Below are 22653 nucleotides of genomic sequence, written 5' to 3'. Positions count from 1 at the left end.
TCCTCGTGGCGTCCGCCGCGCCCTCGCCCAATATCCACCACAGCGCCCCCCCCCCCCCCCCCCCACACCCGCCCCCCCACCGCGGCGGGGCCACTTCTGCGTCATCCCCTACTTTGCGGACGCGCGCGTCCTAGTGGGGCGTATCCCGGCTCTCCTGGGGGAGACAAGTGGGAGATGATCATGGCTTGGTGCTGCAATCGGGTGCGAGGAAATGCGCGATAGTGCTACCTGTAAGGCCGGTTTCAGCCGCCGGATTCGCCCGCGTGCGGGCTCAGCACACCGGCTCCGACCAGCACGAACAGCAGGATGCCGAGGGCGATCCGGTAGATCACGAAGGGCATGAAGGACTTCGTGGTGATGAACTTCATGAACCAGGCGATCACCGCGTAGCCGACCACGAAGGCGATGATCGTGGCGAAGATCGTCGGGCCCCAGGAGACGTGTCCCTCGCCCGCGTCCTTCAGCTCGAACACGCCGGAGGCGAGGACCGCGGGGATGGCGAGGAGGAACGAGTAGCGGGCGGCCGCCTCGCGGGTGTAGCCCATGAACAGACCGCCGGAGATGGTGGCGCCGGAGCGGGAGACGCCCGGGATCAGGGCCATCGCCTGGCAGAAGCCGAAGATGAGGCCGTCGCGGACGCCGAGTTCCTTCAGCGACTTGCGCTCGCGGATGGCCCGGTGCCTGCCGCCGATCTCGTCGCGGGCCGCGAGCCGGTCGGCGATGCCGAGCACGATGCCCATCACGATGAGCGTGGTGGCGATCAGCCGCAGGTCGCGGAAGGGGCCCTCGATCTGGTCCTTGAACGTGACGCCGAGGATGCCGATCGGGAGCGAGCCGACGATGACCAGCCAGCCCATCTGCGCGTCGTGGTCGGAGCGCATCGACTTGTCGAAGAGCGAGCGGAACCAGGCGGAGACGATCCGCGCGATGTCCTTGCGGAAGTAGATGAGGACGGCGGTCTCGGTGCCGATCTGGGTGATCGCCGTGAACGCCGCCCCGGGGTCCTCCCAGCCGGCGAAGGCCGCGGTGAGCCGCAGATGCGCGCTGGAGGAGATGGGAAGGAACTCCGTCAGCCCCTGGACGAGTCCGAGGATGAATGATTCGAACCAGCTCATAGGGCCAGGGCCGTCCCTTTTGTACGTGTGCGGTCAGAAGGTCGGTGCGCAGCGTACCGCCCTTAGGTGACGCGCCGGTGAGCAGGGCTTGTCAGCTTTCCACGGGGCCCGTGGTCGTCCAGCCCGGGGCCTGGACGAGGGCCTTGAGGCTCGCCGTGTCCGCCTCGTCGCCGCAGCTCGCGCAGATCACGCGCGGGCTCAGCACCTCGCCGCAGCTGTGCTCCAGGAGGGTCGGGCGCCGCTCCGCGTTGAGGTGGCGGTCGCCCCAGGCCATCAGCGTGATCAGCACCGGCTGCAGCTCCTCGCCGGCCGGGGTCGCCCGGTACTCGTACCGCTTCGGGCGCTCGCTGTACTCGACCTTCTCCAGGATCCCCGCCTCGACCAGCCGCTTGAGGCGGGCGGTGAGGATGTCGCGCGGCGCCCCCGTGTTGCGCGCGATCCGGTCGAAGCGGTGGACGCCGAGCGAGACCTCGCGCAGGACGAGGAGGGAGTACTTCTCGCCGACGAGCGCGAGGGTGTCGGCGATGGAGCAAGGGCGGGGAGCGGCCTTCATGCGCCAAGGGTAAGGCAGCCGGACGCGGGAGGGTTTGAGAATCCAACTCGCTGGGTTATGTTACCGACAGGTGTTGGTCCAGGTTTCCAACTCACCCTCCAGGAGCCGTGTCATGCGCGACGCCGTCATCGTCGAAGCCGTCCGTACGCCGATAGGGAAGGGCAAGCCCGGCGGAGCCCTCGCCGACGTCCATCCCGTCGCCCTGCTCTCCCACACCCTGCGGGCCCTGATCGACCGCACCGGGATCGACCCCGCCCTCGTCGACGACGTCATCGGCGGCACCGTCGACCAGGTCGGCGAGCAGGCCATGAACACCACCCGATACGCCTGGCTCGGCGCCGGACTGCCCGAGAGCGTCCCCGCCACGACCGTCGACCGGCAGTGCGGCTCCTCGCAGCAGGCCGTGCACTTCGCCGCCCAGGGCGTGCTGTCCGGCGCCTACGACATCGCCGTCGCCTGCGGGGTCGAGTCCATGAGCAGGGTCCCGATGTGGTCCAACGTGCCGCCCGGCGCCGACCCCTTCGGACCCGGAGTCGCCGAGCGCTACCCGGAGGGCCTGGTCCCGCAGGGGATCAGCGCGGAGCTCATCGCCGCGAAGTGGTCCCTGAGCCGCGCCGCCATGGACGAGTTCGCGGCCGCCTCGCACACCAAGGCCGCGCGGAGCTGGGCGGCCGGGCTCTTCGACGCCGAGGTCGTGCCGTACGGCGACGTGCGCCGCGACGAGTCCGTGCGCTCCGCGACCACCCCCGAGATCCTCGCCGGGCTCCGGCCCGCCTTCCAGGACCCGGGCTTCGCCGCGCGCTTCCCGCAGATCGACTGGTCGGTCACGGCGGGCAACAGCAGCCCGGTCAACGACGGCGCCTCCGCCGTCCTCGTCATGGAGGCCGGAACCGCGCGCCGCCTCGGCCTGCGCCCGCTCGCCCGGCTCCACTCCTTCGCCGTGACCGGCTCCGACCCGCTGCTCATGCTGACCGGGGTCGTCCCGGCCACCGAGAAGGTGCTCCGCAGGGCCGGGCTCGACCTCGCCGACATCGACCTCTTCGAGATCAACGAGGCCTTCGCCAGCGTCGTCCTCGCCTGGCACCAGGAGACCGGCGCCGACCCGGCCAAGGTCAACGTCCACGGCGGCGCCATCGCCCTGGGCCACCCCCTCGGCGCGAGCGGCACCCGCCTGACCACCACCCTGGTGCACGCCCTGCGGGCCCGGGGCGGCCGCTACGGGCTCCAGGCGATGTGCGAGGCGGGTGGACTGGCCAACGCGATGATCGTGGAAGCGGTGTGACGGGGTGGTGCGGAGGCGGACGGTCCGAGGACGCCCGGCGCGGCCAGGCCGGTGGCGGCCGGCGGGGCGGACCCGACCCGGTCGCCCCCGCACCGTGCCCGCTCAGGCCGAGGCCGACTCCAGGCGGGGCTCCGCCTCCGCGGGCGGCTCCACCGGTCCACGCAGACCGTGGCGCTTGCGCCAGCCGACCACCGCGGCGCCCGCCACCGACAGGACGATGAAGCCCATGGAGATCAGGAACGCGGGGGAGGTCGGCGAGGTGGCCTCGCTGCCCGCGACCACGTAGGCGGCCGTGTTCGGGATGGAGCCGACGGCCGTCGCCAGCAGGAACGGCATGTAGTTCATACGGGAGATCGCGGCGCCGTAGTTGGCCACCGCGAACGGCATCCCAGGGAAGAGCCGTATCGCCAGCATCGACCGGAACCCGTGCCGGCTCAGCTGCCCGTCCGCCGCCAGCATCCAGCGCCCGCGCACATACGGGCGCAGCGCGTCCTGGCCCAGGGCCCTGCCCAGCGCGAAGGAGATGCCCGCGCCGAGGACCGTGCCGCCGAGGGCCGCGGCGAGGCCCGCCGGAACGCCGAAGAGGGCCCCGGCCGCCAGGTTCAGGAGCGGCCGCGGGACGAGCGCCGCCGTGCACACCCCGTACGCCACGCCGAAGACCAGTACCGCGCCCGCGCCGCTCAACTGCGGCGGCCAGCCGGCCGAGAGCAGCCGCTGCGGCTCGAAGAGCAGCACCGACGACCCCGCGGCGAGCAGGATCACGGCGAGATACGTCAGCCGGGCCTTGGGCGCGAGCAGCACCCTGGAGCGGCGGACGGACACGGGCTCGAACATCCGGGGAGAGTAACCGAAAAGGACATGTGATCGCCGTAATGAGCGTCATGCCGCGACCCCGCCCACGACCGGGCGTCCCGGCGCGCCCGGCGCCGCTCCCGCGCCCCGCCTACAGTGAGGCGGTGACCTCCGCCACGGCCCCCGCCGTCCCCGACAGCGCCCTCGCCGACACCGTGCTCGCCCGGCTCACGGAGGTCTACCCGGCGGGCGGCGACCCGTTCCGGGCCCAGGAGATGATCGCGTACATGAAGGGCGTCGCGCCCTTCCTCGGGCTGCGCACCCCCGAGCGCCGCGCCCTGTCCCGTACCGTCCTGGCCGGCACCCCCGCCCCCGACGAGGCCGACTGCGCCGCCGTCGCGCTGCGCTGCTTCGCGCTGCCCGAGCGGGAGTACCACTACTTCGCCGTCGACTATCTGCGCCGCCATGTGAAGCGCTGCTCGTCCGGCTTCCTGCCGGTCGCCCACGCCCTCGTGACCACCGTCTCGTGGTGGGACACCGTCGACCACCTCGCCGCCCACGTGGTCGGCCCGCTCGTCGCCGCCGACCCCGCGCTCGCGGCCCGGATGGACGAGTGGATCGCCGACGAGGACCTGTGGGTGGCGCGCACCGCGATCCTGCACCAGCTGCGCTTCAAGGACGCCACCGACACCGAGCGGCTCTTCTCCTACTGCCTGCTCCGCTCCGGCCACCCGGACTTCTTCATCCGCAAGGCGATCGGCTGGAGCCTGCGCGAGTACGCCAAGACCGACCCGGCCGAGGTGCGCGCCTTCGTCGCCCAGAACACCTCCCGGCTCTCCCCGCTCTCCGTGCGCGAGGCCCTCAAGAACCTCTGAGCGCGGCGAAATTCGGTCGACCCGGGCGCCTCGGGCGGCCATGATCGTGGGCATGTCCCGGTACGCCTTCCCCGCAGCGCCGTCCGCAGTCGCGGACGCGCCGAAGGCTGTCTTCGTACCGGCGCTCGGTGGCGACCGAAGCTGACTCTCCCCGGATCGTCCGGCGGACCCCACAGGGGGAGGGTCGGTCCGGCCCCGGGGTCCCCACACACGCTTCGAGCACCGAAACGAGCGATTCAGCCATGCCCAAGCAGGCATACGCGCGCACCAAGCCGCACCTCAACATCGGCACCATGGGCCACGTCGACCACGGCAAGACCACCCTGACCGCCGCCCTCACCAAGGTCCTCAGCGAGCGGGCCACCGGCGGCCCCACCGCGTACGTCCCCTTCGAGCGGATCGACCGCGCCCCCGAGGAGGCGCGCCGCGGCATCACCATCAACGTCGCGCACGTCGAGTACGAGACCGAGACCCGGCACTACGCCCATGTCGACATGCCCGGGCACGCCGACTACATCAAGAACATGGTCACGGGCGCGGCCCAGCTCGATGGGGCGATCCTCGTCGTCTCCGCGCTCGACGGGATCATGCCGCAGACCGCCGAGCACGTCCTGCTCGCCCGGCAGGTCGGCGTCGACCACATCGTCGTCGCCCTCAACAAGGCCGACGGCGCGGACGACGAGCTGACCGACCTGGTCGAACTGGAGGTGCGGGAGCTGCTGACCGCGCACGGCTACGGCGGCGACACCGTGCCCGTGATCCGGGTCTCCGGCCTGCGGGCCCTGGAGGGCGACCCGCGCTGGACCGCGGCCGTCGAGGCCCTGCTCGACGCCGTGGACACGTACGTACCGGTACCGGTGCGCTATGTGGACGCGCCGTTCCTGCTGCCCGTCGAGAACGTGCTCACCATCACCGGCCGCGGCACGGTCGTGACCGGTGCCGTCGAGCGCGGCACCGTCCGGGTCGGCGACCGCGTGCAGGTGCCCGGCACGGACACCGAGACCGTCGTGACCGGCGTCGAGACCTTCGGCAAGCCGATGGAGTCGGCCCAGGCGGGCGACAACGTGGCGCTCCTGCTGCGGGGTGTGCCGCGCGGGGCGGTGCGCCGCGGCCACGTGGTGGCGGAGCCCGGCAGTCTCGTGCCACGCCGCCGCTTCACCGCGCGGGTGTACGTGCTCTCCGCCCGCGAGGGCGGCCGCACCACACCCGTCACGACCGGCTACCGGCCGCAGTTCTACCTCCGTACGGCCGACGTCGTCGGCGCCGTCGACCTCGGTGAGTCGGCCACCGCCCGGCCCGGCGAGACGGTCACGATGACCGTCGAGCTCGGCCGCGAGGTGCCCCTGGAGCCGGGCCTCGGCTTCGCGATCCGCGAGGGCGGACGGACGGTGGGGGCGGGGACGGTGACCGAGGTGTTGTGAGCCCAGGTCGAAGGCCGCCACCGGGCCGACGGAAGGGGACCCGTGTTCCGCCCGCACGCCGGGCGGGGCGCGGGCTCCCGGGCGTGTGCGGGCACAATGAGGGCGTGAACGAGCAGATTCCCGTCATACGAGACGTCGACTGGGGCACCGCGCGGCTCATGCCCGACGTGGACACCGAGCGGGGGTGGCTGCTCACGGTCGACGGCGCGCCGCAGTCGTACGTCGACCTCGACGACCCGACGCACCTGGAGTTCGAGTACGCGCAGCGGCTCGCGCATGTCGTCGACCGGGCCGCCGAGGAGGGCGCCCCGCTCGACGTGCTGCACCTGGGCGGCGGGGCCCTCACGCTGCCTCGGTACGTCGCCGCCACCCGGCCCGGCTCGCGGCAGGACGTCGTCGAGGCGGACCGGGGGCTGCTCGCGCTGGTCGCCGAGCATCTTCCGCTGCCCGAGGGCGCGGGGATCGCCGTGCACGGGGCGGACGCGCGGGAGTGGCTGGAGGCGGCCCCCGACGCCTCGGCGGACGTGCTCGTCGCGGACGTGTTCGGCGGCTCGCGGGTGCCGGCGCACCTCACCTCGGTCGAGTACGCCCGGCAGGCCCGGCGGGTGCTGCGGCCCGGCGGGACCTACGCGGCCAACCTCGCGGACGGGGCGCCGTTCACCTTCCTCCGCTCCCAGCTGGCCACCTTCGCGGCCGTCTTTCCCGAGCTCGCGCTGATCGCCGAACCGGCGGTGCTGCGCGGGCGGCGCTTCGGCAACGCGGTGCTCGTCGCCTCCGACCGGCCGATCGACACCGCGGGCCTGGCCCGGCGCACGGCGGCCGACGTCTTCCCGGCGCGCGTCGAGTGGGGCGAGCCGCTGGCCCGCCTCACCGGCGACGCGCGCCCGGTGCGGGACGCGGAGGCCGTGCCGTCACCCGTTCCCCCGGAGGGCGCCTTCGGGATCGGCTGAGAGGCCGGCGGCCTCCCGCGAGCCCGGCCGGGTGTCCGGCGTGTCCGGCCGGGTGTCGGCCGTCTCCGGCGTCGCGCCCGACACCCGCTTCGTACGTCGGGTCAGATTGCGTACGTCCGGTACGAGCAGGACCAGCGCGGTCACCAGCACGATCAGCGCGGCGGAGCCCCACAGCGCGTTTCCGCGCCCGAAGACGCCCTCAGCCGGTCCGGCCAGCGCCGTGGACAGCGGCAGCATCGCCGTGGAGCCGAACCAGTCGTACGCGGAGACCCGGGACAGCTTGTCCTCCGGGATCTCCTGGTGCAGCGCCGTCATCCAGGAGACGCCGAACACCTCGATCGCCACACCGCTGACGAACATCGCGGCCGACAGGCCGACCACGTCCAGCTGCACCGCGAGCGCCGCCGAGGGCAGCGCGATCGGGAAGACGCACAGGGTGCCCACGAGCAGCATCCGGCGCGGTTTCCACCGGATCATCAACAGCGCGCCGGCCAGCGTGCCCACACCGAACGCGGCGAGCGCGAGCCCCCACGGCCGGGCGCCGCCCAGCTCGTCCCGGGCGACCAGCGGGCCGTACACCGACTCGGCCGCGCCCACCAGCGCGACCACGATGGAGAACTGGGCGACGATCGCCCAGAGCCACGGGCGGCTCGCGAACTCGTCCCACCCCTCGCGCAGATCGGACAGCAGTCCGCCGCCCGCCGCGCGCTCGGGGATGTGCTTCACGTCGAGGAAGGCGCGCAGCGCGCCCGCCAGCGCGAAGGCGACCGCGTCGACGGCGAGCACCCAGCCGGGTCCGACGGCGGCGATCAGCGCGCCGCCGAGCGCGGCTCCGCCGATTCCGGCGCCGTGCATGGCCATCCGGAAGAGGGCGAACGCGCGGCTGACCTGCTCGCCGCTGACGCTGGACATCAGCATGCCCTCGGCGGCCGGGTTGAAGAAGGCCTGTCCGGTGCCGCAGAGCGCGGTCAGCAGCATCATGTGCCACAGCCGGGCCTCGCCGGTGAGGACGAGCACGGCGAACACGGCCTGGGACACACAGTTGAGGGCGTTGGCCGCGACCATCACCCGGTGCCGGGGGACGCGGTCGGCGACGGCGCCGCCGATGAGAAGGAAGAGGACCAGCGGCAGGGTGCGGGCCATCGCCACCAGGCCGACGTCGCCGCCGTCACCACCGGACTGGATCACGGCGAACGCCGCCGCGATCAGGGCACCGTGGGTGCCCAGGTTGGTGATGATCGCGGCGGCGGTCAGCAGCAGGTAGTTCCGCCCGGCCCAGCCGGGTATGCGCACGTGGTTCAGGACGACTCCGGGGACTCCGGGGCGAGACGGACGGTGGAGAGGATCCGCTGCGCGGTGGCGTTCGGCAGCTCCTCCTTCACGCCGGCGGCGGCGTACAGCACGAAGGACGAGAAGTCGCCCTTCGCGTTCTTGAAGGAGAAGGCGAGGGACTTGCCGTCCGACTCGCACGGGTTGCGCTTCTTGATGCCGGGGGCGGTGGCGGTGGACATGCTGCCCTTGAGGCCGGACGTGGTGGTGTACGGCACGGCCTTGGTGATCTTGATGGTGCCCTTGGGCATGTGCTGGGCGTAGCCGGCCCACACCCAGTTGCCGGCCTCGTTGTAGGCGGCCTCGTCGGTGTTCTTGGCGCCCTGGCCGCCCTTGGTGCCGGCGGTGCTCAGGCCCCAGGTCTCCTTGGTGCCGTTCTTGTCCGTGTCGTAGGCGCACCAGTTGGTCTTGAAGTGCGCGGGCGAGGACATGGTGACGACGGGGGAGCCGTCGCCCTTCTTCTCGTCCTCGAAGTACGTGATCATGCCGGGCTTCGACACCTCCCACTCGGGCGGTACGTCGAACAGCGTGCCGTACTTGGGGTTGTAGACGACCTTCCAGCCGGGGATCACGGGCTGGTGGTCGGCGCCGTCGCGCGGGTTGTCGATCGGCGGGGCCGAGGAGGTGGAGGGCGCGGAGGTAGCCGACTGGCTCGACTTCGGGTCGTCGGCCTGGTTCTTCTTGCCGTCGTCCTTGCCGAGCACGAGGTAGCCGGCGACCCCGGCCGCGGCGAGCACGGCGACGGCGGCGACGATCGCCACGAGGGTGGTCTGCTTCTTCTTGCCGCCGTCCCCGCCGCCCGGCTGCGCCGGACCCGGCACGGCGTACTGCGGCACGGTCGGCTGCTGGTACGGGTTGGGCTGCGGCTGCTGCCCGTACGGCGGGTTCGGCTGCCCGTAACCGGGCTGGCCCGGCTGCTGCTGGTACGGGTTGGGCTGCTGCTGGTACCCCGGCTGTGTGTAGGGGTTCGGCTGCCCGTAGCCGGGCTGGCCCGGCTGCGCGTACGGGTTCTGACTCTGGTCCTGCGGGTTCTGCTCGCCCCCGGGCGGCTGCTGTCCTGGCCACATGGCGAGTAACGATAGAGGTGCGGCGGTGGCCCGGCTACGGCCGCCCCCGTGCGGGGATGGCGAAGACTGCTACCCGTGGGTAACATCACGGGTCATGAGCGCAGACCAGATGACCGTCGGCGAGATGCTCGCCGCCACGGTGCCCATGGCCAGGACCCTCAAGCTGGAGTTCCTGGAGACCACCGCCGAGCGCGCCGTCGTGCGCCTGCCGGACCAGGCCGACTACCACAACCACGTCGGCGGCCCGCACGCCGGCGCCATGTTCACGCTGGCCGAGTCCGCCAGCGGCGCGATCGTCCTCGCCGCCTTCGGCGACCAGCTCGGCCGCGCCGTGCCGCTCGCCGTCAAGGCCGAGATCGGCTACAAGAAGCTGGCCATGGGCGTCGTCACCGCCACCGCCACCCTGGGCCGCCCGGCCGCCGAGGTCGTCGCCGAGCTCGACGCCGGACAGCGCCCGGAGTTCCCGGTGCGGATCGACATCACGCGCGAGGACGGCGCCGTCACCGGAGAGATGACCGTCGTCTGGACCCTCCGGCCGAACGCCTGACGCCACCTCCCTGGGGGCCGCCCGTCCGGCGGCCTCCCGGGCCCTCCGGCCGCCGACCTCCAGGGCCCTCCGGCCGCCCGGCCGGGACTCCGGTCGGCGCGCCGTGACCGGGTAGGCTGCCGGGGTTCGGTAGCCGATACGGGAGAGGTACCCGCGTGCACGTCCAGGAGTGGCTGGAGACGATCCCCGCGGTCGCCGTCTACGCGCTGGTCGGGGTGGTGATCGGGGTCGAGAGCCTGGGCATCCCGCTGCCCGGCGAGATCGTCCTCGTCAGCTCGGCGCTGCTCGCCTCGCAGCACGGCGAGATCGACCCGTACGTCCTCGGCGCCTGCGCGAGCGCCGGCGCGATCATCGGCGACTCGATCGGCTACGCGATCGGGCGCAAGGGCGGCCGGCCGCTGCTCACCAAGCTGGGCACGAAGTTCCCCAAGCACTTCAGCGAGGCCAACATCGGCCTCGCGGAGCGCTCCTTCGAGAAGTGGGGCATGTGGGCGGTCTTCTTCGGCCGCTTCGTCGCCCTGCTGCGGATCTTCGCCGGGCCGCTCGCCGGCGTCCTGCGCATGCCGTACTGGAAGTTCCTCATCGCGAACGTCTTCGGCGGCATCCTCTGGGCCGGTGGCACCACCGCCGTCATCTACTCCGTGGGCATCGTCGCCGAGGCCTGGCTCAAGCGCTTCTCCTGGCTCGGCCTGGTCCTCGCGGTCCTCATCGGCCTCGCCTCGATGCTCATCCTGAAGAACCGGGCCAAGAAGGCCGCGGCCCAGGCCACCGCCCGGGCCGAGGGCACGGCCCAGGCCACCGCCGCCGCCGAGTGATCGGCGGGGGAGGGGCTTCCCTGGGGGATGTCCCGGAGACTTCCCGGACTTCCCGGAAAGCCCCTCTCTGTACGTGATCGAGCCGCTACCTTGAGTCATGAGGGCGGCTCGTAGGAAAGGAGCGTCGTGCTCGAGAACCTCGGCCGGTACGACGGCGCGCACGGCGACAACTGCCGGTCGCACCTCTGCTGCCGCTGCCAGCAGCGCTCCTGGTCCACGCGGATCGGCGACGAGCGGCTGTGCGGGATGTGCGCCGCGTGCTGCGTGGACTGCGGTCGCGCGCCCGCGCCCCACCTCGACGGCCTGGACAACGGGGTGTGCGCGGACTGCCGTGGCCTGTGCGGCCGCTGCGGCGGCCCCGTCCCCGCCGGGGGCACCTGCCGGTGCCGCACCTGGAAGCGGGGCCCGGGCACCGACCCGATCGGCTTCGTCATGCAGGGCTTCCCCCAGCCGCTGCTCCAGGCGCTCGGCCACCGGCTGCCGCGCAGCCTGCCCGAGATCCTCGCCGACGAGCTCTCCCACCGGACCCCCGCCCAGCTCCTCGACCGGGTCGAACGCCGCTGGCACACCCGCTGGTCCCACGCCGTCCACGAGCGCGACGAGGACAACCGGCGCCGCTGGGCCCCGCAGGAGATCGCCGAGTTCCTCGTCGGCCGCGGCCCCTGCCCGAACCCGTCCTGCGAGGACGGCCGGCTCATCCACGACGGCGACCCCTGCGGGTACTGCAAGCAGCCGGAGAACCGCTTCGTCCCCGGCACGGGGGAGACGACCTCCACCAGCGAGTACGCGCGCCGGACCGCCGCCGGCATCCGCGAGGCGCTCGTGGCGGGGCGGACCGACCGGAAGAAGCGGCCCGGGCGGCCGTGAGCCCGGCGCGCGGGGGGCTGCTCAGTCCTCGAAGGCCTCCGCGTGCCCCTTGGCGAGGTGCAGATACATCTCCGCGTTCAGCCGGATGCCCGCCAGCTCCTCCTCGGTCAGCGGGCGCCGTACCTTCGCCGGGACGCCCGCCACCAGCGAACCGGGCGGCACCTCCATGCCCTGCGGGACCAGCGCCTGCGCGGCCACCAGGGAACCGGCGCCGATCCGGGCGCCGTTGAGGATCGTGGCGCCCATGCCGACCAGCACGTCGTCCTCGATGACGCAGCCGTGGACGGTCGCGTTGTGGCCGATCGTCACCCGCGCGCCGACCGACACCGGGTAGCCCGGGTCGACATGGACCGTGCAGTTGTCCTGCACGTTGGCGTCCTCGCCGATCTCGATGGGCCCGCAGTCCGCCCGCAGCACCGCGTGGTACCAGACGCTGGCCCGGGGCCCGAGGGTGACCTCGCCGAGGACCACCGAGGTCGGGGCGGTGAACGCCGTCGGGTCCACCTTCGGCTCCTTGCCGCCCACGGCCCTGATCAACGCCTCTGTCATGACTCGCTCCTGCTCGTTCGCTCCGTCGGTCGCGCCTTGCCGGAAGCGTAGCCGTGGCCCATGACGGACATCACAGCGCACCGCACTGATCAGCCACGACGCCGCCGACTACGGTGTCCGGGTGCCCCGGAACAGAAACACGTTCTCTTCGCCCAGCGCCTGGCGGCGCCGGGTCGTCGCCCGCGCCCTGCAAGGCGGTTGGCGCCGGATCCAGCAGGCGGGCGCCGTCACCGCCGAGCACCCCGGCCGGCTGCGCTTCCGCCGGATCGGCGAGGGCACCCGGCTCGCGTTCCCCCAGGGCACGGTCTTCGGCGAGCGCTGGATCGAGATCGGGGCCTGCTGCATCATCGCCGAGCAGGTCACGCTGACCGCCGGGATGCTGCCGGACCTGGAGCTCGGCGAGGACACCGTGCTGACCCTCGGCGACGGCGTCGTCCTGGGCCGCGGCAGCCACGTCATCGCCGACGCGCCCATCATCATCGGCTCCGACACCTACTGCGGCCCGTACGTCTACATCACGTCGACCAACCACAGTTACGACGACCCGGACGTACCCGTGGGGCGCCAGTGGCCCCGCTCCGAGCCGGTCGTCATAGGCCCCGGCTGCTGGCTGGGCACGGGCGCGGTGATCCTGCCCGGCGCCCGGATCGGCCGGAACGTCGTGGTGGCCGCCGGTGCGGTCGTACGGGGCGAGGTGCCCGACCACGCGGTGGTGGCGGGCGCGCCCGCGAAGGTCGTCCGCTCCTACGACCCGGAGAAGGGCTGGCAGCCCCCGCTGCGCACGCCCGCCCCGCGCGCGATCCCGGCCGGCATGACGGCCGACCAGCTGTCGGCGCTGGCCGCGCTCGACCCGGACGCGCTGAAGGACTTGGCGGAGCTGGAGAACTGAGGACCCGGAGACTTCCGGGCGTCCCGGTCCGCGCCCGGAAAGCCCCGCCCTAACCCGTCGCGAGCAGGACCGTGCCGACCAGCGCGAGGCCCGCGCCCGCCGCCTGTACCGCCCGCAGGCGCTCCTTGAGCACCCCGCGCGCCGCGAGGGCCGTCACGGCCGGGTAGAGGCTGGCGAGGACCGCGGCCACCGTCACCGGGCCGCGCTGAGCCGCCAGGGCGTACGTGCCGTTGGCGGCGACGTCCGCGAGGCCGACGAAGGCCAGCGCGGGGAGCACCGCCACGAGCGCCCGCAGGCCGCCGCCGCCCTCGGGCAGGGCCCGTCCGCCACGCCGGACGGAGAGCCACAGGGCGCCGCCGCCGACGGCCACGTTGGTGACGCGCTGGACGAAGAGGGCGAGGAAGAGGCCGGTCAGGGTGGTGGACGCCTCGGCGATGAGGGCCATCACGGCGCCGAAGCCGAAGGCCGCGACGAGGGTCAGGAGCACCGCTTGCCGCTGGACCGGCGCGCCGCGCAGCTCGGGGCCGCCCGCGAGGACCACGCCCAGCACGGCCACACCGATCCCGGCGAACTGCGCGAGCCCCGGCCGGTCGCCGACGAGCAGGCCGACGGAGACGGGGACGACGACGCCGAGCGAGCCGAGCGGGGAGACCACGCCCATCGGGCCGAGGGCGAGGGCCTTGTAGAAGGCGAGCATGGCCGCGGGGCCGACCACGCCGGCGGCGACCGCGTACCAGAGCAGGGGGCCCGTCTCGCGCCAGGCGCCGGTGGCGACGACGACGGCGCCGAGGAGCAGCACGGCGAGGCTCTGGGAGACCACCACGACCGTCAGTGCGGGGAAGCGCCGGGTGAGGAGCCCGCCGCCGAAGTCGGCGAGGCCCCAGAGCAGGCTGGTGGCCAGGGCGAAGAGCGCCGTCATAGGGGGGATCCTCGCAGTACAGTGCAGTGAACAATCGGGTGCACCACACGGTAGTGCAACGTATTGAACTCTGTCATTCAAAATATTGGACGGAATGTGTCGGACCTCGACCAGCTCACGCAGTCGCTCGCCCGGAACCTGAAGCGCTGGCGCAACGAGCGCGGCTTCACCCTGGACGCGCTCGCCGCCCGGGCCGGCGTCAGCCGGGGCATGATCATCCAGATCGAGCAGGCCCGCACCAACCCCAGCGTCGGCACGACCGTGAAGCTGGCCGACGCCCTAGGCGTCTCCATCACGACCCTCCTCGACTACGAGCAGGGCGCCCAGGTCCGCCTGGTCCCGCCAGGCCAGGCCGTCCGCATGTGGTCCACCTCCACCGGCAGCCACACCACCCTCCTGGTCGGCACCGAGGCCCGCGGCCCGCTGGAGCTGTGGTCCTACACCCTGATGCCCGGCGACGGCACAGCCTCCGACCCGCACCCCGACGGCACCACCGAGCTCCTGCACGTCACCGCGGGCACGCTCACCCTCGTCGTCGAGGGCGAGGAGCACGCCCTGCCGGCCGGCACCTCCGCCGTCTTCGAGGGCAACGTGCCGCACGCCTACCGCAACGACGGCGAGCAGACGGTCGAGATGACCCTGGCGGTCTCCATCCCGCCCGTACGCTGAGCCGGACGGCCCCGCCGGAGCCTCACCCGAGCAGCGGGATCTCGATGGCCGGGCACCGGTCCATCACCATGTCGAGCCCCGCCTCCCGGGCCCGGGCGTACGCCTCCACATCGACGACATCGAGCTGGAACCACACGGCCTTGGCCCCGATCTCGACCGCCTCGTCGGCGACGGCCCCCGCCAGCTCGCTGTTCACGAAGACATCGACCACGTCCACCGGAAACGGAATCTCGGCCAGCGACGCGTACCCCTGCTCCCCATGCACCGTCTCCGCCTTCGGATGCACCGGCACGACCCGCTTCCCGAACCGCTGAAGCACCTGCGCCACCCGATAGGCCGCCCGCCGCTGATTGCTGGACAACCCGACGACCGCCCAGGTGTCGCCGCTCTCCATAAGGATCCTGCGGATGGTCTCCGGGCTGCCGTACATGCTCTGCCTCCTGGTGGTCCTGCCTGCTGTGACTCTTCCAGACGCTGCAACCGATACGCCCGGGACGGTGTTCCCCGGCCGGGCGCTTAGGCTGGCGGGATGCAGGAGCAGTACCGCACGCTCGCCGGCGAGGGTGTTCACGAGTCCGAGATCAATCGATCGCGCTTCATCTGCGCGCTCGCGCCCGTCGCCAGTGAGCGGGAGGCGCAGGAGTTCGTCGCGCGGGTGCGGCGGGAGCACCCCACCGCCACGCACAACTGCTTCGCGTACGTGGTCGGGGCCGACGCGTCCGTGCAGAAGGCGTCCGACGACGGGGAGCCCGGTGGTACGGCGGGGGTGCCCATGCTGCAGATGCTGCTGCGGCGGGAGATGCGGTACGTCGCCGCCGTCGTCACCCGCTATTACGGGGGCGTGAAGCTGGGTGCGGGCGGGTTGATCCGTGCGTACGGGGGTGTGGTCGGTGAGGCGCTGGACGTGCTCGGGACCGTCACCCGGCATCGGTACCGGCTCGCCACCGTCACCGTCGACCACCAGCGCGCGGGCAAGCTGCAGAACGATCTCCGGGCCACTGGTCGGTCCGTCCGCGAGGTGAGCTACGGGGCCGCCGTCACCATCGAGATCGGGCTGCCGGACGCCGATGTGACCCGGTTCACGGAGTGGCTCGCCGACGTGACGGCCGGCACCGCCGGGTTCGAGCTCGGGGGAGAGGCGTACGGGGATGCGTGACCCTCTGCGCACCCTGGCGCCTCGGCGGGACGTCGTTGTCGTACCCCACCGGTACGGTCAGGGGTCATGAGGCTTCTGCACACGTCGGACTGGCACCTGGGACGGTCGTTCCACCGGGTCGCCCTGCTCGACGCCCAAGCCGCGTTCCTCGACCACCTGGTGGCCACGGTCCGCGAGCACGCCGTGGACGCCGTCCTGGTCGCGGGCGACGTCTACGACCGGGCCGTGCCCCCGCTCGCCGCCGTGGAGCTCTTCGACACCGCCCTGCACCGGCTCGCCGACGCCGGCGTGCCCACCGTCATGATCTCCGGCAACCACGACTCGGCCCGCCGCCTCGGCGTCGGCGCCGGGCTCATGGAGCGCGCCGGTATCCATCTGCGCACCGACCCGGCCGGTGCGGGGACCCCCGTCGTCCTCGCCGACGCCCATGGCGACGTCGCCCTCTACGGCCTTCCCTATCTCGAACCGGCGCTGGTGCGTGAGCGCTTCGGCGCCGAGAAGGCCGGTCACGAGGCCGTGCTCTCCGCCGCCATGGACCGGGTCCGCGCCGACCTCGCGGCCCGCCCCGAAGGCACCCGCTCGGTCGTCCTCGCCCATGCCTTCGTCGCGGGCGGGGAGGCCAGCGACAGCGAGCGCGACATCACCGTCGGCGGCGTCGACTCGGTCCCCGCCGGAGTCTTCGACGGCGTCGACTACGTGGCCCTCGGGCACCTCCACGGCAGCCAGACCCTCACCCCCCGGGTCCGCTACTCCGGCTCGCCCCTCGCCTACTCCTTCTCCGAGACCGACCACCGCAAGACCATGTGGCTGATCGACCTCGGCGCCGACGGCTCCGTCGAGACCGCCGAGCGCGTCGACTGCCCCGTGCCCCGGCCGCTCGCCCGGATCCGGGGGCGCCTCGACGACCTGCTCGCCGACCCCGCGCTCGCCCGCCACGAGGAGTCCTGGGTCGAGGCCACCCTCACCGACCCGGTCCGCCCCGCCGAGCCCATGGCCCGGCTCGCCGAGCGCTTCCCGCACGCCCTCAACCTGGTCTTCGACCCCGAGCGCACCGAGGACGACCCGCTCGTCTCCTACGCCCTGCGGCTCCAGGGCCGGGACGACCGGCAGATCGCGGAGGACTTCGTGGCCCACGTACGCGGCGGCACCGGCCCCGACGGCGCCGAACGAGCCGTCCTGTACGGCGCCTTCGACGACGTACGGGTGGACGCCGCCGAGCGCGAGGTGAGCGGCCGGTGAGACTGCACCGCCTGACCGTCACCGCCTTCGGGCCCTTCGGCACCACCCAGGAGATCGACTTCGACGCCCTGTCGACCGCCGGGCTCTTCCTCCTCCACGGACCCACCGGCGCCGGCAAGACCTCCGTCCTCGACGCCGTCTGCTTCGCCCTGTACGGGGCCGTCCCCGGCGCCCGCCAGACCCCGGGCACCAGCCTGCGCAGCGACCACGCCCCCCTCGGCACGTCCACCGAGGTCGTCCTCGACCTCACCGTCGGCGAGCGGCGCCTGGAGATCACCCGGCGCCCCGCCCAGCAGCGCCCCAAGAAGCGCGGCGGCGGCTTCACCACCGAGAAGGCCCAGAGCCTGCTCCGTCACTACGACCCCGAGACCGGCGAGTGGATCGGCCTCAGCCGCTCCCACCAGGAGATCGGCGAGGAGATCGTCCAGCTCCTCGGCATGAGCCGCGAGCAGTTCTGCCAGGTCGTGCTCCTGCCCCAGGGCGACTTCGCCCGCTTCCTGCGCTCCGACGCCGAGGCCCGCGGCCGGCTCCTCGGACGCCTCTTCGACACCCGCCGCTTCGCCGCCGTCGAGGACCGCCTCGCCGAGCTGCGCCGCTCCGCCGAGCACCAGGTGCGCGAAGGCGACGAGCGGCTGCTCGCCCTCTCCCACCGGATGGCCCAGGCCGCGGGGGACGGGGGCGGCGCCGTCGCGGAACGCCCCGGCGAACCGGGCCTCGCCGAGGCCGTCAGGACCCGCGCCGCCCTCGCCCGCAGCGAGGCCCGCGAGCACCTCGCCATCGCGACCCTGCGCCTCGACGCCGCCGAGCGGCGCGAGACCGGCGCCCGCGCGGCGCTCGACGCCGCCCGTGAGCTCGCCGAGCGCCAGACCCGGCACGCCGAGGCCGTCCGCCGCCGCGAGGAGCTGGCCGCCCGCCGCCCCCACCGTGACGAGTGGCAGCGGGCCCTGGACCGCTCCCTCAAGGCCGACCGGGTCGCCCCCGCGCTCGACCTGCGCGAGGACGCCGAGCGGGCCCACCGCGCGGCGAGCACCGCGCTCGGCCGCGCCCGCTCCGGCCTCCCGGCCGACCTGGCCGAGGCCGGTGCCGAACAGCTCTCCGCCCTGGAGCGGCGGCTCCGCGAGGAGCTCGGTGGCCTGGAGTCCGCCCGCCGGGCCGAGCTCCGCAGCGCCGAGCTCGCCGCCGAGCGCGCCGGCCTGGACCGGGAGGCCCGCGCCGACGAGGAGTTCCTTCAGGACGCCGCCGACTGGCTGGCCGGCTGGGAGCCGCACCGCGCCGGGCTCCAGCGCCGCGTGGAGGCCGCCCAGGACGCCACCGCCCGCGCCGAGCACCTCGCGGGCCGCCTCGACCCCGCCCGCCGCCGCCTCGCCGCCGCTCGCCGCCGCGACGGCCTGACCCACGAGCTGACCGCCTCCCGTGACCGGCTCACCGAGGCCCGGGAGCGGCGCAACGCGGCCCACGAGAGCTGGCTCGACATCAAGTCCCGCCGTCTGCGGGGCATCGCGGCCGAACTCGCCGCCGCCCTCGAACCGGGCGCCCCCTGCCAGGTCTGCGGCTCGGCCGCCCACCCGGCGCCCGCCCGTACCACCGCCGACCATGTGGACCGCGCCGCCGAGGACGCGGCCTACGCCGCCTACACCCGCGCCGACGAGGCCCGCACCACCGCCGAGACCTTCGTCGCCGCCACCGCCGAGGCCAGGGAGGCGGCGGCCAGGGAGTGCCTCGCCGCCGACGCCGGTCCGGACGCCGACCCGGAGACCGGACCCGCCGTCACCGAACTCGCCCACCAGGTCGAGGCGTTGACCCGCGACCACGCCGAGGCGCACGCGCTCGCCGCGGGGACCCACGCCGCCCGCGAGGCGCTGGCCCGCGCCGAACGGGAGCACGAGGAGCGGGGCGAGGCCCAGCGCGCGGCCGAGCGCCGGGTCGCCGCGCGCACCTCGCGGCGCGAGTCCCTGGAGCAGCACCACAGCGCCCTCCAGGCCGAACTGGACCGCACCAGAGGCGAGTCCGGCAGCGTCGCCGCCTACGCCACGGTCCTGGAGCGGCGCATCGCCCTGCTGACCGAGGCCACCGAGACCGTACGCGCCGCGGAGCAGACCGCGGGCGCGCTGAAGCAGGCCGACGCCCGGCTGGCCGACGCCGCCTTCCGGAACGGGTTCGACACCCCGGCGGAGGCGGCCGGCGCCCTGCTCGACGAGCGCGCGCGCCGTGGCCTCCAGCAGCGGGCCGACGCCTGGGACGCCGAGGCCGCCGCCGTCGCCGACCGGCTCGCCGAGCCCGCCACCGCGGCTGCCGCCGGGCTCCCGCCCGCCGACCTCCAGGCCACCGGCGCCGCCCACGCCGCCGCCGAACGCGCGCTGCGCGAGGCCGCCGCAGCCCTGTCCGCCGTACGCGAGCGGGGTGCCGAACTGGCCCGGCTCTCCCGGCAGACCGACACCGAGTCGCGCCGCCTCGGGCCGCTGCGCGAGGAGTACGAGCGGGTGGCCGGGCTCGCCGCCCTCACCGCGGGCACCTCCGCCGACAACGAGCGCAAGATGCGCCTGGAGTCGTACGTGCTGGCCGCCCGGCTCGAACAGGTCGCCGCCGCGGCCACCGCCCGCCTCCAGCGCATGTCCTCCGGCCGCTACACGTTGGTCCACTCCGACGCCCGCAGCGGCGGCCGGCGCGCCGGGCTCGGTCTGCACGTCGTCGACGCCTGGACGGGCAACGAGCGCGACACCGCGACCCTTTCGGGCGGCGAGACCTTCTTCGCCTCCCTCGCGCTCGCCCTCGGCCTCGCCGACGTCGTGACCGACGAGGCGGGCGGGATACGGCTCGACACCCTCTTCATCGACGAGGGCTTCGGCAGCCTCGACGAGCAGACCCTCGACGAGGTCCTGGACGTCCTCGACTCGCTGCGCGAGCGGGACCGCAGCGTCGGCATCGTCAGCCACGTCGGCGACCTGCGCCGCCGCATCCCGGCCCAGCTGGAGGTCGTCAAGGACCGGCACGGCTCCGCCGTGCGGCTCCGCACCGGAGGGGACGCGCTCAGCGGCTGATCGCGCGGCGGGGGAGCGGCGAGGAGTACACCACGCTGGTGGTGACCGAGCCGAGCGTCCCCACCTTCCCGGAGATCTCCTCCAGGTGCTTCATCGACCGGGTGGCGACCTTGAGGACGAAGCAGTCGTCACCGGTCACATGGTGCGCCTCCAGGATCTCGGGCGTGGCCGCGACGAGGTCGTGGAAGGGCTTGTAGTTGCCGTTGGGATAGCGCAGCCGCACGAAGGCGAGGATCGGCAGGCCGAGCCGCTCCTGGTCGACGACCGCCGTGTAACCGGCGATCACCCCCGCCTCCTCCAGGCGCCGTACCCGCTCGGTCACCGCCGAGGCCGACATGGACACCGCGCGGGCGAGCTCGGCGAAGCTGGCCCGGCCCTGCTCCTGGAGGGCGTCGAGGATCCGCCAGTCCGTGGCGTCCGGGATGTATCCGCTGGTCATGCGCGTGACCTTGCAGGGAAATCCCCGGGAGCGCAAGCGGCCCCCGGGGACGTCCCAAGCTCCGGACCGCCCGGCCCGGGCGCGCCGGTCAGAGCCGCGACAGCTCGTCCACCAGGTCGTCAAGGCCGAGCGGCCCCTGCGACAGGGCGGCCATGTGCCAGGCCTTCGCGTCGAAGGCGTCGCCGTGCGCGGCCTGCGCGTTGGCCCGGCCGAGCAGCCAGGCCCGCTCGCCCAGCTTGTAGCCGATGGCCTGACCCGGCATCGACAGATAGCGGGTCATCTCGCTCTCCACGAAGGCCGGCGGGCGGCTGCTGTGCTTCTGGAAGAACTCCTGCGCCAGCTCGGGCGTCCAGCGCTCGCCCGGGTGGAACGGCGAGTCCGCCGGGATCTCCAGGCCCAGGTGCATGCCGATGTCCACGATCACCCGGCAGGCGCGCATCATCTGGCCGTCCAGGTAGCCGAGCCGCCGCTCCGCGTCGCCGAGGAAGCCGAGCTCGTCCATCAGTCGCTCGGCGTACAGCGCCCAGCCCTCGGTGTTGGCGCTCACCTTGCCGATGGTGGCCTGGTAGCGGGAGAGCCGGTCGGCCACGTGCGCCCACTGCGCGATCTGCAGATGGTGGCCGGGCACGCCCTCGTGGTACCAGGTCGACACCAGGTCGTACACGGGGAAGCGGGTCTGCCCGTCGACCGGCAGCCAGGTGCGGCCGGGGCGCGAGAAGTCCTCGGACGGGCCGGTGTAGTACGGGGCGGCGGCGCCGCCGGGCGGGGCGATCCGGGACTCCACCCGGCGCACCCGCTCGGCGAGTTCGAAGTGGGTGCCGTCCAGCGACTTGATCGCCTCGTCCATGAGCTGCTGGAGCCAGGCCTGGACCTCGTCGACGCCCTCGATGTGGGTGCCGTGCTCATCGAGGTGGGCGAGCGCCTCCCAGGGGCCCGCGCCCGGCAGGATGCGCTCGGCCTCGCCGCGCATCTCGCCCAGCAGCCGGTGGTACTCGGACCAGCCGTACGCGTAGGCCTGGTCCAGGTCCAGGTCGGTGCCGTTGAAGAAGCGCGACCAGCGGCGGTAGCGCTCGCGGCCCACGGTGTCCGGGGCGTCGGCCACGGCCGGGGCGTACACGTCGCGCATCCAGTCCCGCAGCTCGGCGACGGCCTGGTCGGCGCCCGCGCCGGCCGCCGTCAGCTCCGTCCGCAGCTCCTTGTCGAGCGCCTCGTCGGCGGCGGAGGCGAACTCCTCGAACCAGCCGCGCTGCGCGCCGTCCGCGCCGGCCCACTCGGTGAGCTGGCTCACGAAGGTGGCGGTGGCGCGCGGGCCGCCGAGCATCCCGCGCTCCAGGCCGAGGGCGAGCGAGGCGCGGTAGCCGGTCAGGGCCGCGGGGACCGCGCGCAGCCGCCGGCCGACCGCCGTCCAGTCCTCCTCGGTCTCGGTGGGCAGCACCGTGAAGGAGATGCGCACGCTGTGCGCGGGCGAGCGGAGGTTGCTCACCGCGCACAGGCCCTCGTCCGCGTCGTGCACGATCAGCTGGGCGTTCAGCCGCTCCCGCAGCAGCCGGGCGCAGCGCCGCTCCGCCTCGTCCTCGGCGCCGGGCCGTGCCTCGGCCTCGTCGAGCAGGGCGAGGGTGCGACGGGCGAGCTCGGCCAGGGCCTCCTGGCCGGCGGGGGAGAAGTCGGGGAGGCGGCCCGAACTCTCCTTGACTCCCAGGTAGGTACCGGTGATCGGGTCGAGTTCGATGAGCGCGTCGACGTATTCGTCGGCGACCTGACGGGGAAGCACGATGCTGGAAGTCTCTGGCATGAGGCTCATCCTCGCCCGTGCACGCTCTCCGCGTCACCCTCAATCGATCTCAGTCGGCTGACAAAGGAGCGCCCGATACGGGCGGAAGCGGGGCGCCGCGCTCCCTCGGCCGGAAGGCCGGCGGGCTCCGGGACCGGCGCTTCCCGCGCCTCGGCACGTACCGGGCCGGGCCGAGACGTCGCAGGTCGGCGGGTAGTCCACGGTCATGTGCACCACCAAGGTGCCGGGTCCGGCGCGTCGCGCCGGGGCCCGCGGAGCCGGGAGCGCGGTGACGCGTTCGGCGCGCGGGCCGATCGGCGCGGGCCGGTGCGGTCGGGCGCGGAGGAGGCGCGGGGCTTGGAGAACCCGTC

General features: G+C 73.7%; 22 protein-coding genes. 12 read left to right on the top strand and 10 right to left on the bottom strand.

Translation table 11 applies throughout. From position 1 onward, the window contains the following. Positions 1-242 precede the first annotated feature (242 nt). Entirely contained in the window at positions 243-1115 is an 873-nt protein-coding gene (locus ABTZ54_RS22145; protein WP_351665805.1) for an undecaprenyl-diphosphate phosphatase, read from the bottom strand. Positions 1116-1206: 91 nt separating this feature from the next. After that, positions 1207-1668, bottom strand: coding sequence for a winged helix-turn-helix transcriptional regulator (locus ABTZ54_RS22140; RefSeq protein ID WP_351665803.1), 462 nt, complete (start codon positions 1666-1668; stop codon positions 1207-1209). 112 nt (positions 1669-1780) lie between these two features. Between ABTZ54_RS22140 and ABTZ54_RS22135 the strand changes: the two genes are divergently transcribed. Beyond that, on the top strand, positions 1781-2950 hold the full coding sequence (locus ABTZ54_RS22135) for a thiolase family protein (protein ID WP_351665801.1): 1170 nt from the start codon (positions 1781-1783) through the stop codon (positions 2948-2950). A 102-nt stretch (positions 2951-3052) separates the two neighbouring features. On the opposite strand, the gene ABTZ54_RS22130 is transcribed toward ABTZ54_RS22135, so the two are convergent. Beyond that, complete coding sequence (locus ABTZ54_RS22130) at positions 3053-3784, bottom strand: TVP38/TMEM64 family protein (RefSeq protein ID WP_351665797.1); 732 nt, start codon at positions 3782-3784, stop codon at positions 3053-3055. Between the two features lie 47 nt (positions 3785-3831). On the opposite strand from ABTZ54_RS22130, the gene ABTZ54_RS22125 reads away from it, so the two are divergent. The 3 genes from ABTZ54_RS22125 (at position 3832) to ABTZ54_RS22115 (ending at position 6988) form a co-directional block, all read left to right on the top strand. Then, on the top strand, positions 3832-4617 hold the full coding sequence (locus ABTZ54_RS22125; protein WP_502997291.1) for a DNA alkylation repair protein: 786 nt from the start codon (positions 3832-3834) through the stop codon (positions 4615-4617). A gap of 242 nt (positions 4618-4859) precedes the next feature. Next, on the top strand, positions 4860-6038 hold the full coding sequence (gene tuf, locus ABTZ54_RS22120) for an elongation factor Tu (protein WP_351665793.1): 1179 nt from the start codon (positions 4860-4862) through the stop codon (positions 6036-6038). 104 nt (positions 6039-6142) lie between these two features. Beyond that, a complete protein-coding gene (locus tag ABTZ54_RS22115) occupies positions 6143-6988 on the top strand; it encodes a spermidine synthase (RefSeq protein WP_351665791.1) in 846 nt (281 codons plus the stop codon). On the opposite strand, the gene ABTZ54_RS22110 is transcribed toward ABTZ54_RS22115, so the two are convergent. Both ABTZ54_RS22110 and ABTZ54_RS22105 read right to left on the bottom strand, forming a co-directional pair. Then, positions 6950-8290, bottom strand: coding sequence for an MFS transporter (locus ABTZ54_RS22110; RefSeq protein WP_351665820.1), 1341 nt, complete (start codon positions 8288-8290; stop codon positions 6950-6952). The genes ABTZ54_RS22115 and ABTZ54_RS22110 overlap by 39 nt on opposite strands. After that, positions 8287-9384, bottom strand: coding sequence for a DUF8017 domain-containing protein (locus ABTZ54_RS22105; RefSeq protein ID WP_351665789.1), 1098 nt, complete (start codon positions 9382-9384; stop codon positions 8287-8289). The genes ABTZ54_RS22110 and ABTZ54_RS22105 overlap by 4 nt, the downstream gene beginning before the upstream one ends. Positions 9385-9493: 109 nt before the next feature. Between ABTZ54_RS22105 and ABTZ54_RS22100 the strand changes: the two genes are divergently transcribed. The 3 genes from ABTZ54_RS22100 (at position 9494) to ABTZ54_RS22090 (ending at position 11613) form a co-directional block, all read left to right on the top strand. Further along, on the top strand, positions 9494-9931 hold the full coding sequence (locus tag ABTZ54_RS22100; protein ID WP_351665818.1) for a DUF4442 domain-containing protein: 438 nt from the start codon (positions 9494-9496) through the stop codon (positions 9929-9931). A 155-nt stretch (positions 9932-10086) separates the two neighbouring features. Further along, positions 10087-10746, top strand: a complete 660-nt coding sequence (locus tag ABTZ54_RS22095; protein WP_351665787.1) for a DedA family protein — start codon at positions 10087-10089, stop codon at positions 10744-10746. Positions 10747-10872: 126 nt separating this feature from the next. Continuing rightward, positions 10873-11613, top strand: coding sequence for a hypothetical protein (locus ABTZ54_RS22090; protein WP_351665785.1), 741 nt, complete (start codon positions 10873-10875; stop codon positions 11611-11613). Positions 11614-11634: 21 nt separating this feature from the next. Here ABTZ54_RS22090 and ABTZ54_RS22085 read toward each other — a convergent pair whose 3' ends face one another. Beyond that, positions 11635-12162 (bottom strand): gamma carbonic anhydrase family protein, encoded by a 528-nt coding sequence (locus ABTZ54_RS22085; RefSeq protein ID WP_351665783.1) that lies wholly within the window; start codon positions 12160-12162, stop codon positions 11635-11637. A 121-nt stretch (positions 12163-12283) separates the two neighbouring features. On the opposite strand from ABTZ54_RS22085, the gene ABTZ54_RS22080 reads away from it, so the two are divergent. Further along, complete coding sequence (locus ABTZ54_RS22080; protein WP_351665781.1) at positions 12284-13051, top strand: acyltransferase; 768 nt, start codon at positions 12284-12286, stop codon at positions 13049-13051. 49 nt (positions 13052-13100) lie between these two features. Here ABTZ54_RS22080 and ABTZ54_RS22075 read toward each other — a convergent pair whose 3' ends face one another. Beyond that, positions 13101-13970, bottom strand: coding sequence for an EamA family transporter (locus tag ABTZ54_RS22075; protein WP_351665779.1), 870 nt, complete (start codon positions 13968-13970; stop codon positions 13101-13103). Positions 13971-14066: 96 nt separating this feature from the next. On the opposite strand from ABTZ54_RS22075, the gene ABTZ54_RS22070 reads away from it, so the two are divergent. Next, positions 14067-14639: a helix-turn-helix domain-containing protein gene (locus tag ABTZ54_RS22070; protein ID WP_351665777.1), complete on the top strand. Its 573-nt coding sequence runs from the start codon at positions 14067-14069 to the stop codon at positions 14637-14639. 22 nt (positions 14640-14661) lie between these two features. Here the strand turns inward: ABTZ54_RS22070 and ABTZ54_RS22065 are convergent, their stop codons facing one another. Beyond that, complete coding sequence (locus ABTZ54_RS22065; RefSeq protein WP_351665775.1) at positions 14662-15069, bottom strand: CoA-binding protein; 408 nt, start codon at positions 15067-15069, stop codon at positions 14662-14664. 99 nt (positions 15070-15168) lie between these two features. Here ABTZ54_RS22065 and ABTZ54_RS22060 point away from each other — a divergent pair, with 99 nt between their 5' ends. The 3 genes from ABTZ54_RS22060 (at position 15169) to ABTZ54_RS22050 (ending at position 20072) form a co-directional block, all read left to right on the top strand. After that, positions 15169-15795, top strand: coding sequence for a YigZ family protein (locus ABTZ54_RS22060; RefSeq protein ID WP_351665773.1), 627 nt, complete (start codon positions 15169-15171; stop codon positions 15793-15795). 66 nt (positions 15796-15861) lie between these two features. Beyond that, positions 15862-17034, top strand: a complete 1173-nt coding sequence (locus ABTZ54_RS22055) for an exonuclease SbcCD subunit D (RefSeq protein ID WP_351665771.1) — start codon at positions 15862-15864, stop codon at positions 17032-17034. Continuing rightward, positions 17031-20072 carry an AAA family ATPase gene (locus tag ABTZ54_RS22050; protein WP_351665769.1) on the top strand — a complete coding sequence of 1014 codons (3042 nt, stop codon included), beginning with the start codon at positions 17031-17033 and terminating at the stop codon, positions 20070-20072. Before ABTZ54_RS22055 ends, ABTZ54_RS22050 begins: the two co-directional genes overlap by 4 nt. On the opposite strand, the gene ABTZ54_RS22045 is transcribed toward ABTZ54_RS22050, so the two are convergent. Both ABTZ54_RS22045 and ABTZ54_RS22040 read right to left on the bottom strand, forming a co-directional pair. Beyond that, positions 20062-20511 carry an Lrp/AsnC family transcriptional regulator gene (locus ABTZ54_RS22045; RefSeq protein WP_351665767.1) on the bottom strand — a complete coding sequence of 150 codons (450 nt, stop codon included), beginning with the start codon at positions 20509-20511 and terminating at the stop codon, positions 20062-20064. The genes ABTZ54_RS22050 and ABTZ54_RS22045 overlap by 11 nt on opposite strands. An 88-nt stretch (positions 20512-20599) precedes the next feature. Next, positions 20600-22303 (bottom strand): DUF885 domain-containing protein, encoded by a 1704-nt coding sequence (locus ABTZ54_RS22040; RefSeq protein WP_351665765.1) that lies wholly within the window; start codon positions 22301-22303, stop codon positions 20600-20602. Between the last annotated feature and the right edge of the window lie 350 nt (positions 22304-22653).

This window comes from Streptomyces sp. NPDC094032 (assembly GCF_040303965.1).
Classification (GTDB): domain Bacteria; phylum Actinomycetota; class Actinomycetes; order Streptomycetales; family Streptomycetaceae; genus Streptomyces.
Note: the sequence above shows the minus strand (reverse complement) of the source record. Positions and strands in the feature narration are given on the sequence as shown.

What these genes read in the sequence shown, in the direction of transcription:
- ABTZ54_RS22145 (WP_351665805.1), bottom strand. Translation starts at nt 1,115, where the DNA reads ATGAGCTGGTTCGAATCATTCATCCTCGGACTCGTCCAGGGGCTGACG.
- ABTZ54_RS22140 (WP_351665803.1), bottom strand. Translation starts at nt 1,668, where the DNA reads ATGAAGGCCGCTCCCCGCCCTTGCTCCATCGCCGACACCCTCGCGCTC.
- ABTZ54_RS22135 (WP_351665801.1), top strand. Translation starts at nt 1,781, where the DNA reads ATGCGCGACGCCGTCATCGTCGAAGCCGTCCGTACGCCGATAGGGAAG.
- ABTZ54_RS22130 (WP_351665797.1), bottom strand. Translation starts at nt 3,784, where the DNA reads ATGTTCGAGCCCGTGTCCGTCCGCCGCTCCAGGGTGCTGCTCGCGCCC.
- ABTZ54_RS22125 (WP_502997291.1), top strand. Translation starts at nt 3,832, where the DNA reads ATGCCGCGACCCCGCCCACGACCGGGCGTCCCGGCGCGCCCGGCGCCG.
- tuf (WP_351665793.1), top strand. Translation starts at nt 4,860, where the DNA reads ATGCCCAAGCAGGCATACGCGCGCACCAAGCCGCACCTCAACATCGGC.
- ABTZ54_RS22105 (WP_351665789.1), bottom strand. Translation starts at nt 9,384, where the DNA reads ATGTGGCCAGGACAGCAGCCGCCCGGGGGCGAGCAGAACCCGCAGGAC.
- ABTZ54_RS22100 (WP_351665818.1), top strand. Translation starts at nt 9,494, where the DNA reads ATGACCGTCGGCGAGATGCTCGCCGCCACGGTGCCCATGGCCAGGACC.
- ABTZ54_RS22085 (WP_351665783.1), bottom strand. Translation starts at nt 12,162, where the DNA reads ATGACAGAGGCGTTGATCAGGGCCGTGGGCGGCAAGGAGCCGAAGGTG.
- ABTZ54_RS22075 (WP_351665779.1), bottom strand. Translation starts at nt 13,970, where the DNA reads ATGACGGCGCTCTTCGCCCTGGCCACCAGCCTGCTCTGGGGCCTCGCC.
- ABTZ54_RS22065 (WP_351665775.1), bottom strand. Translation starts at nt 15,069, where the DNA reads ATGTACGGCAGCCCGGAGACCATCCGCAGGATCCTTATGGAGAGCGGC.
- ABTZ54_RS22060 (WP_351665773.1), top strand. Translation starts at nt 15,169, where the DNA reads ATGCAGGAGCAGTACCGCACGCTCGCCGGCGAGGGTGTTCACGAGTCC.
- ABTZ54_RS22055 (WP_351665771.1), top strand. Translation starts at nt 15,862, where the DNA reads ATGAGGCTTCTGCACACGTCGGACTGGCACCTGGGACGGTCGTTCCAC.
- ABTZ54_RS22045 (WP_351665767.1), bottom strand. Translation starts at nt 20,511, where the DNA reads ATGACCAGCGGATACATCCCGGACGCCACGGACTGGCGGATCCTCGAC.
- ABTZ54_RS22040 (WP_351665765.1), bottom strand. Translation starts at nt 22,303, where the DNA reads ATGCCAGAGACTTCCAGCATCGTGCTTCCCCGTCAGGTCGCCGACGAA.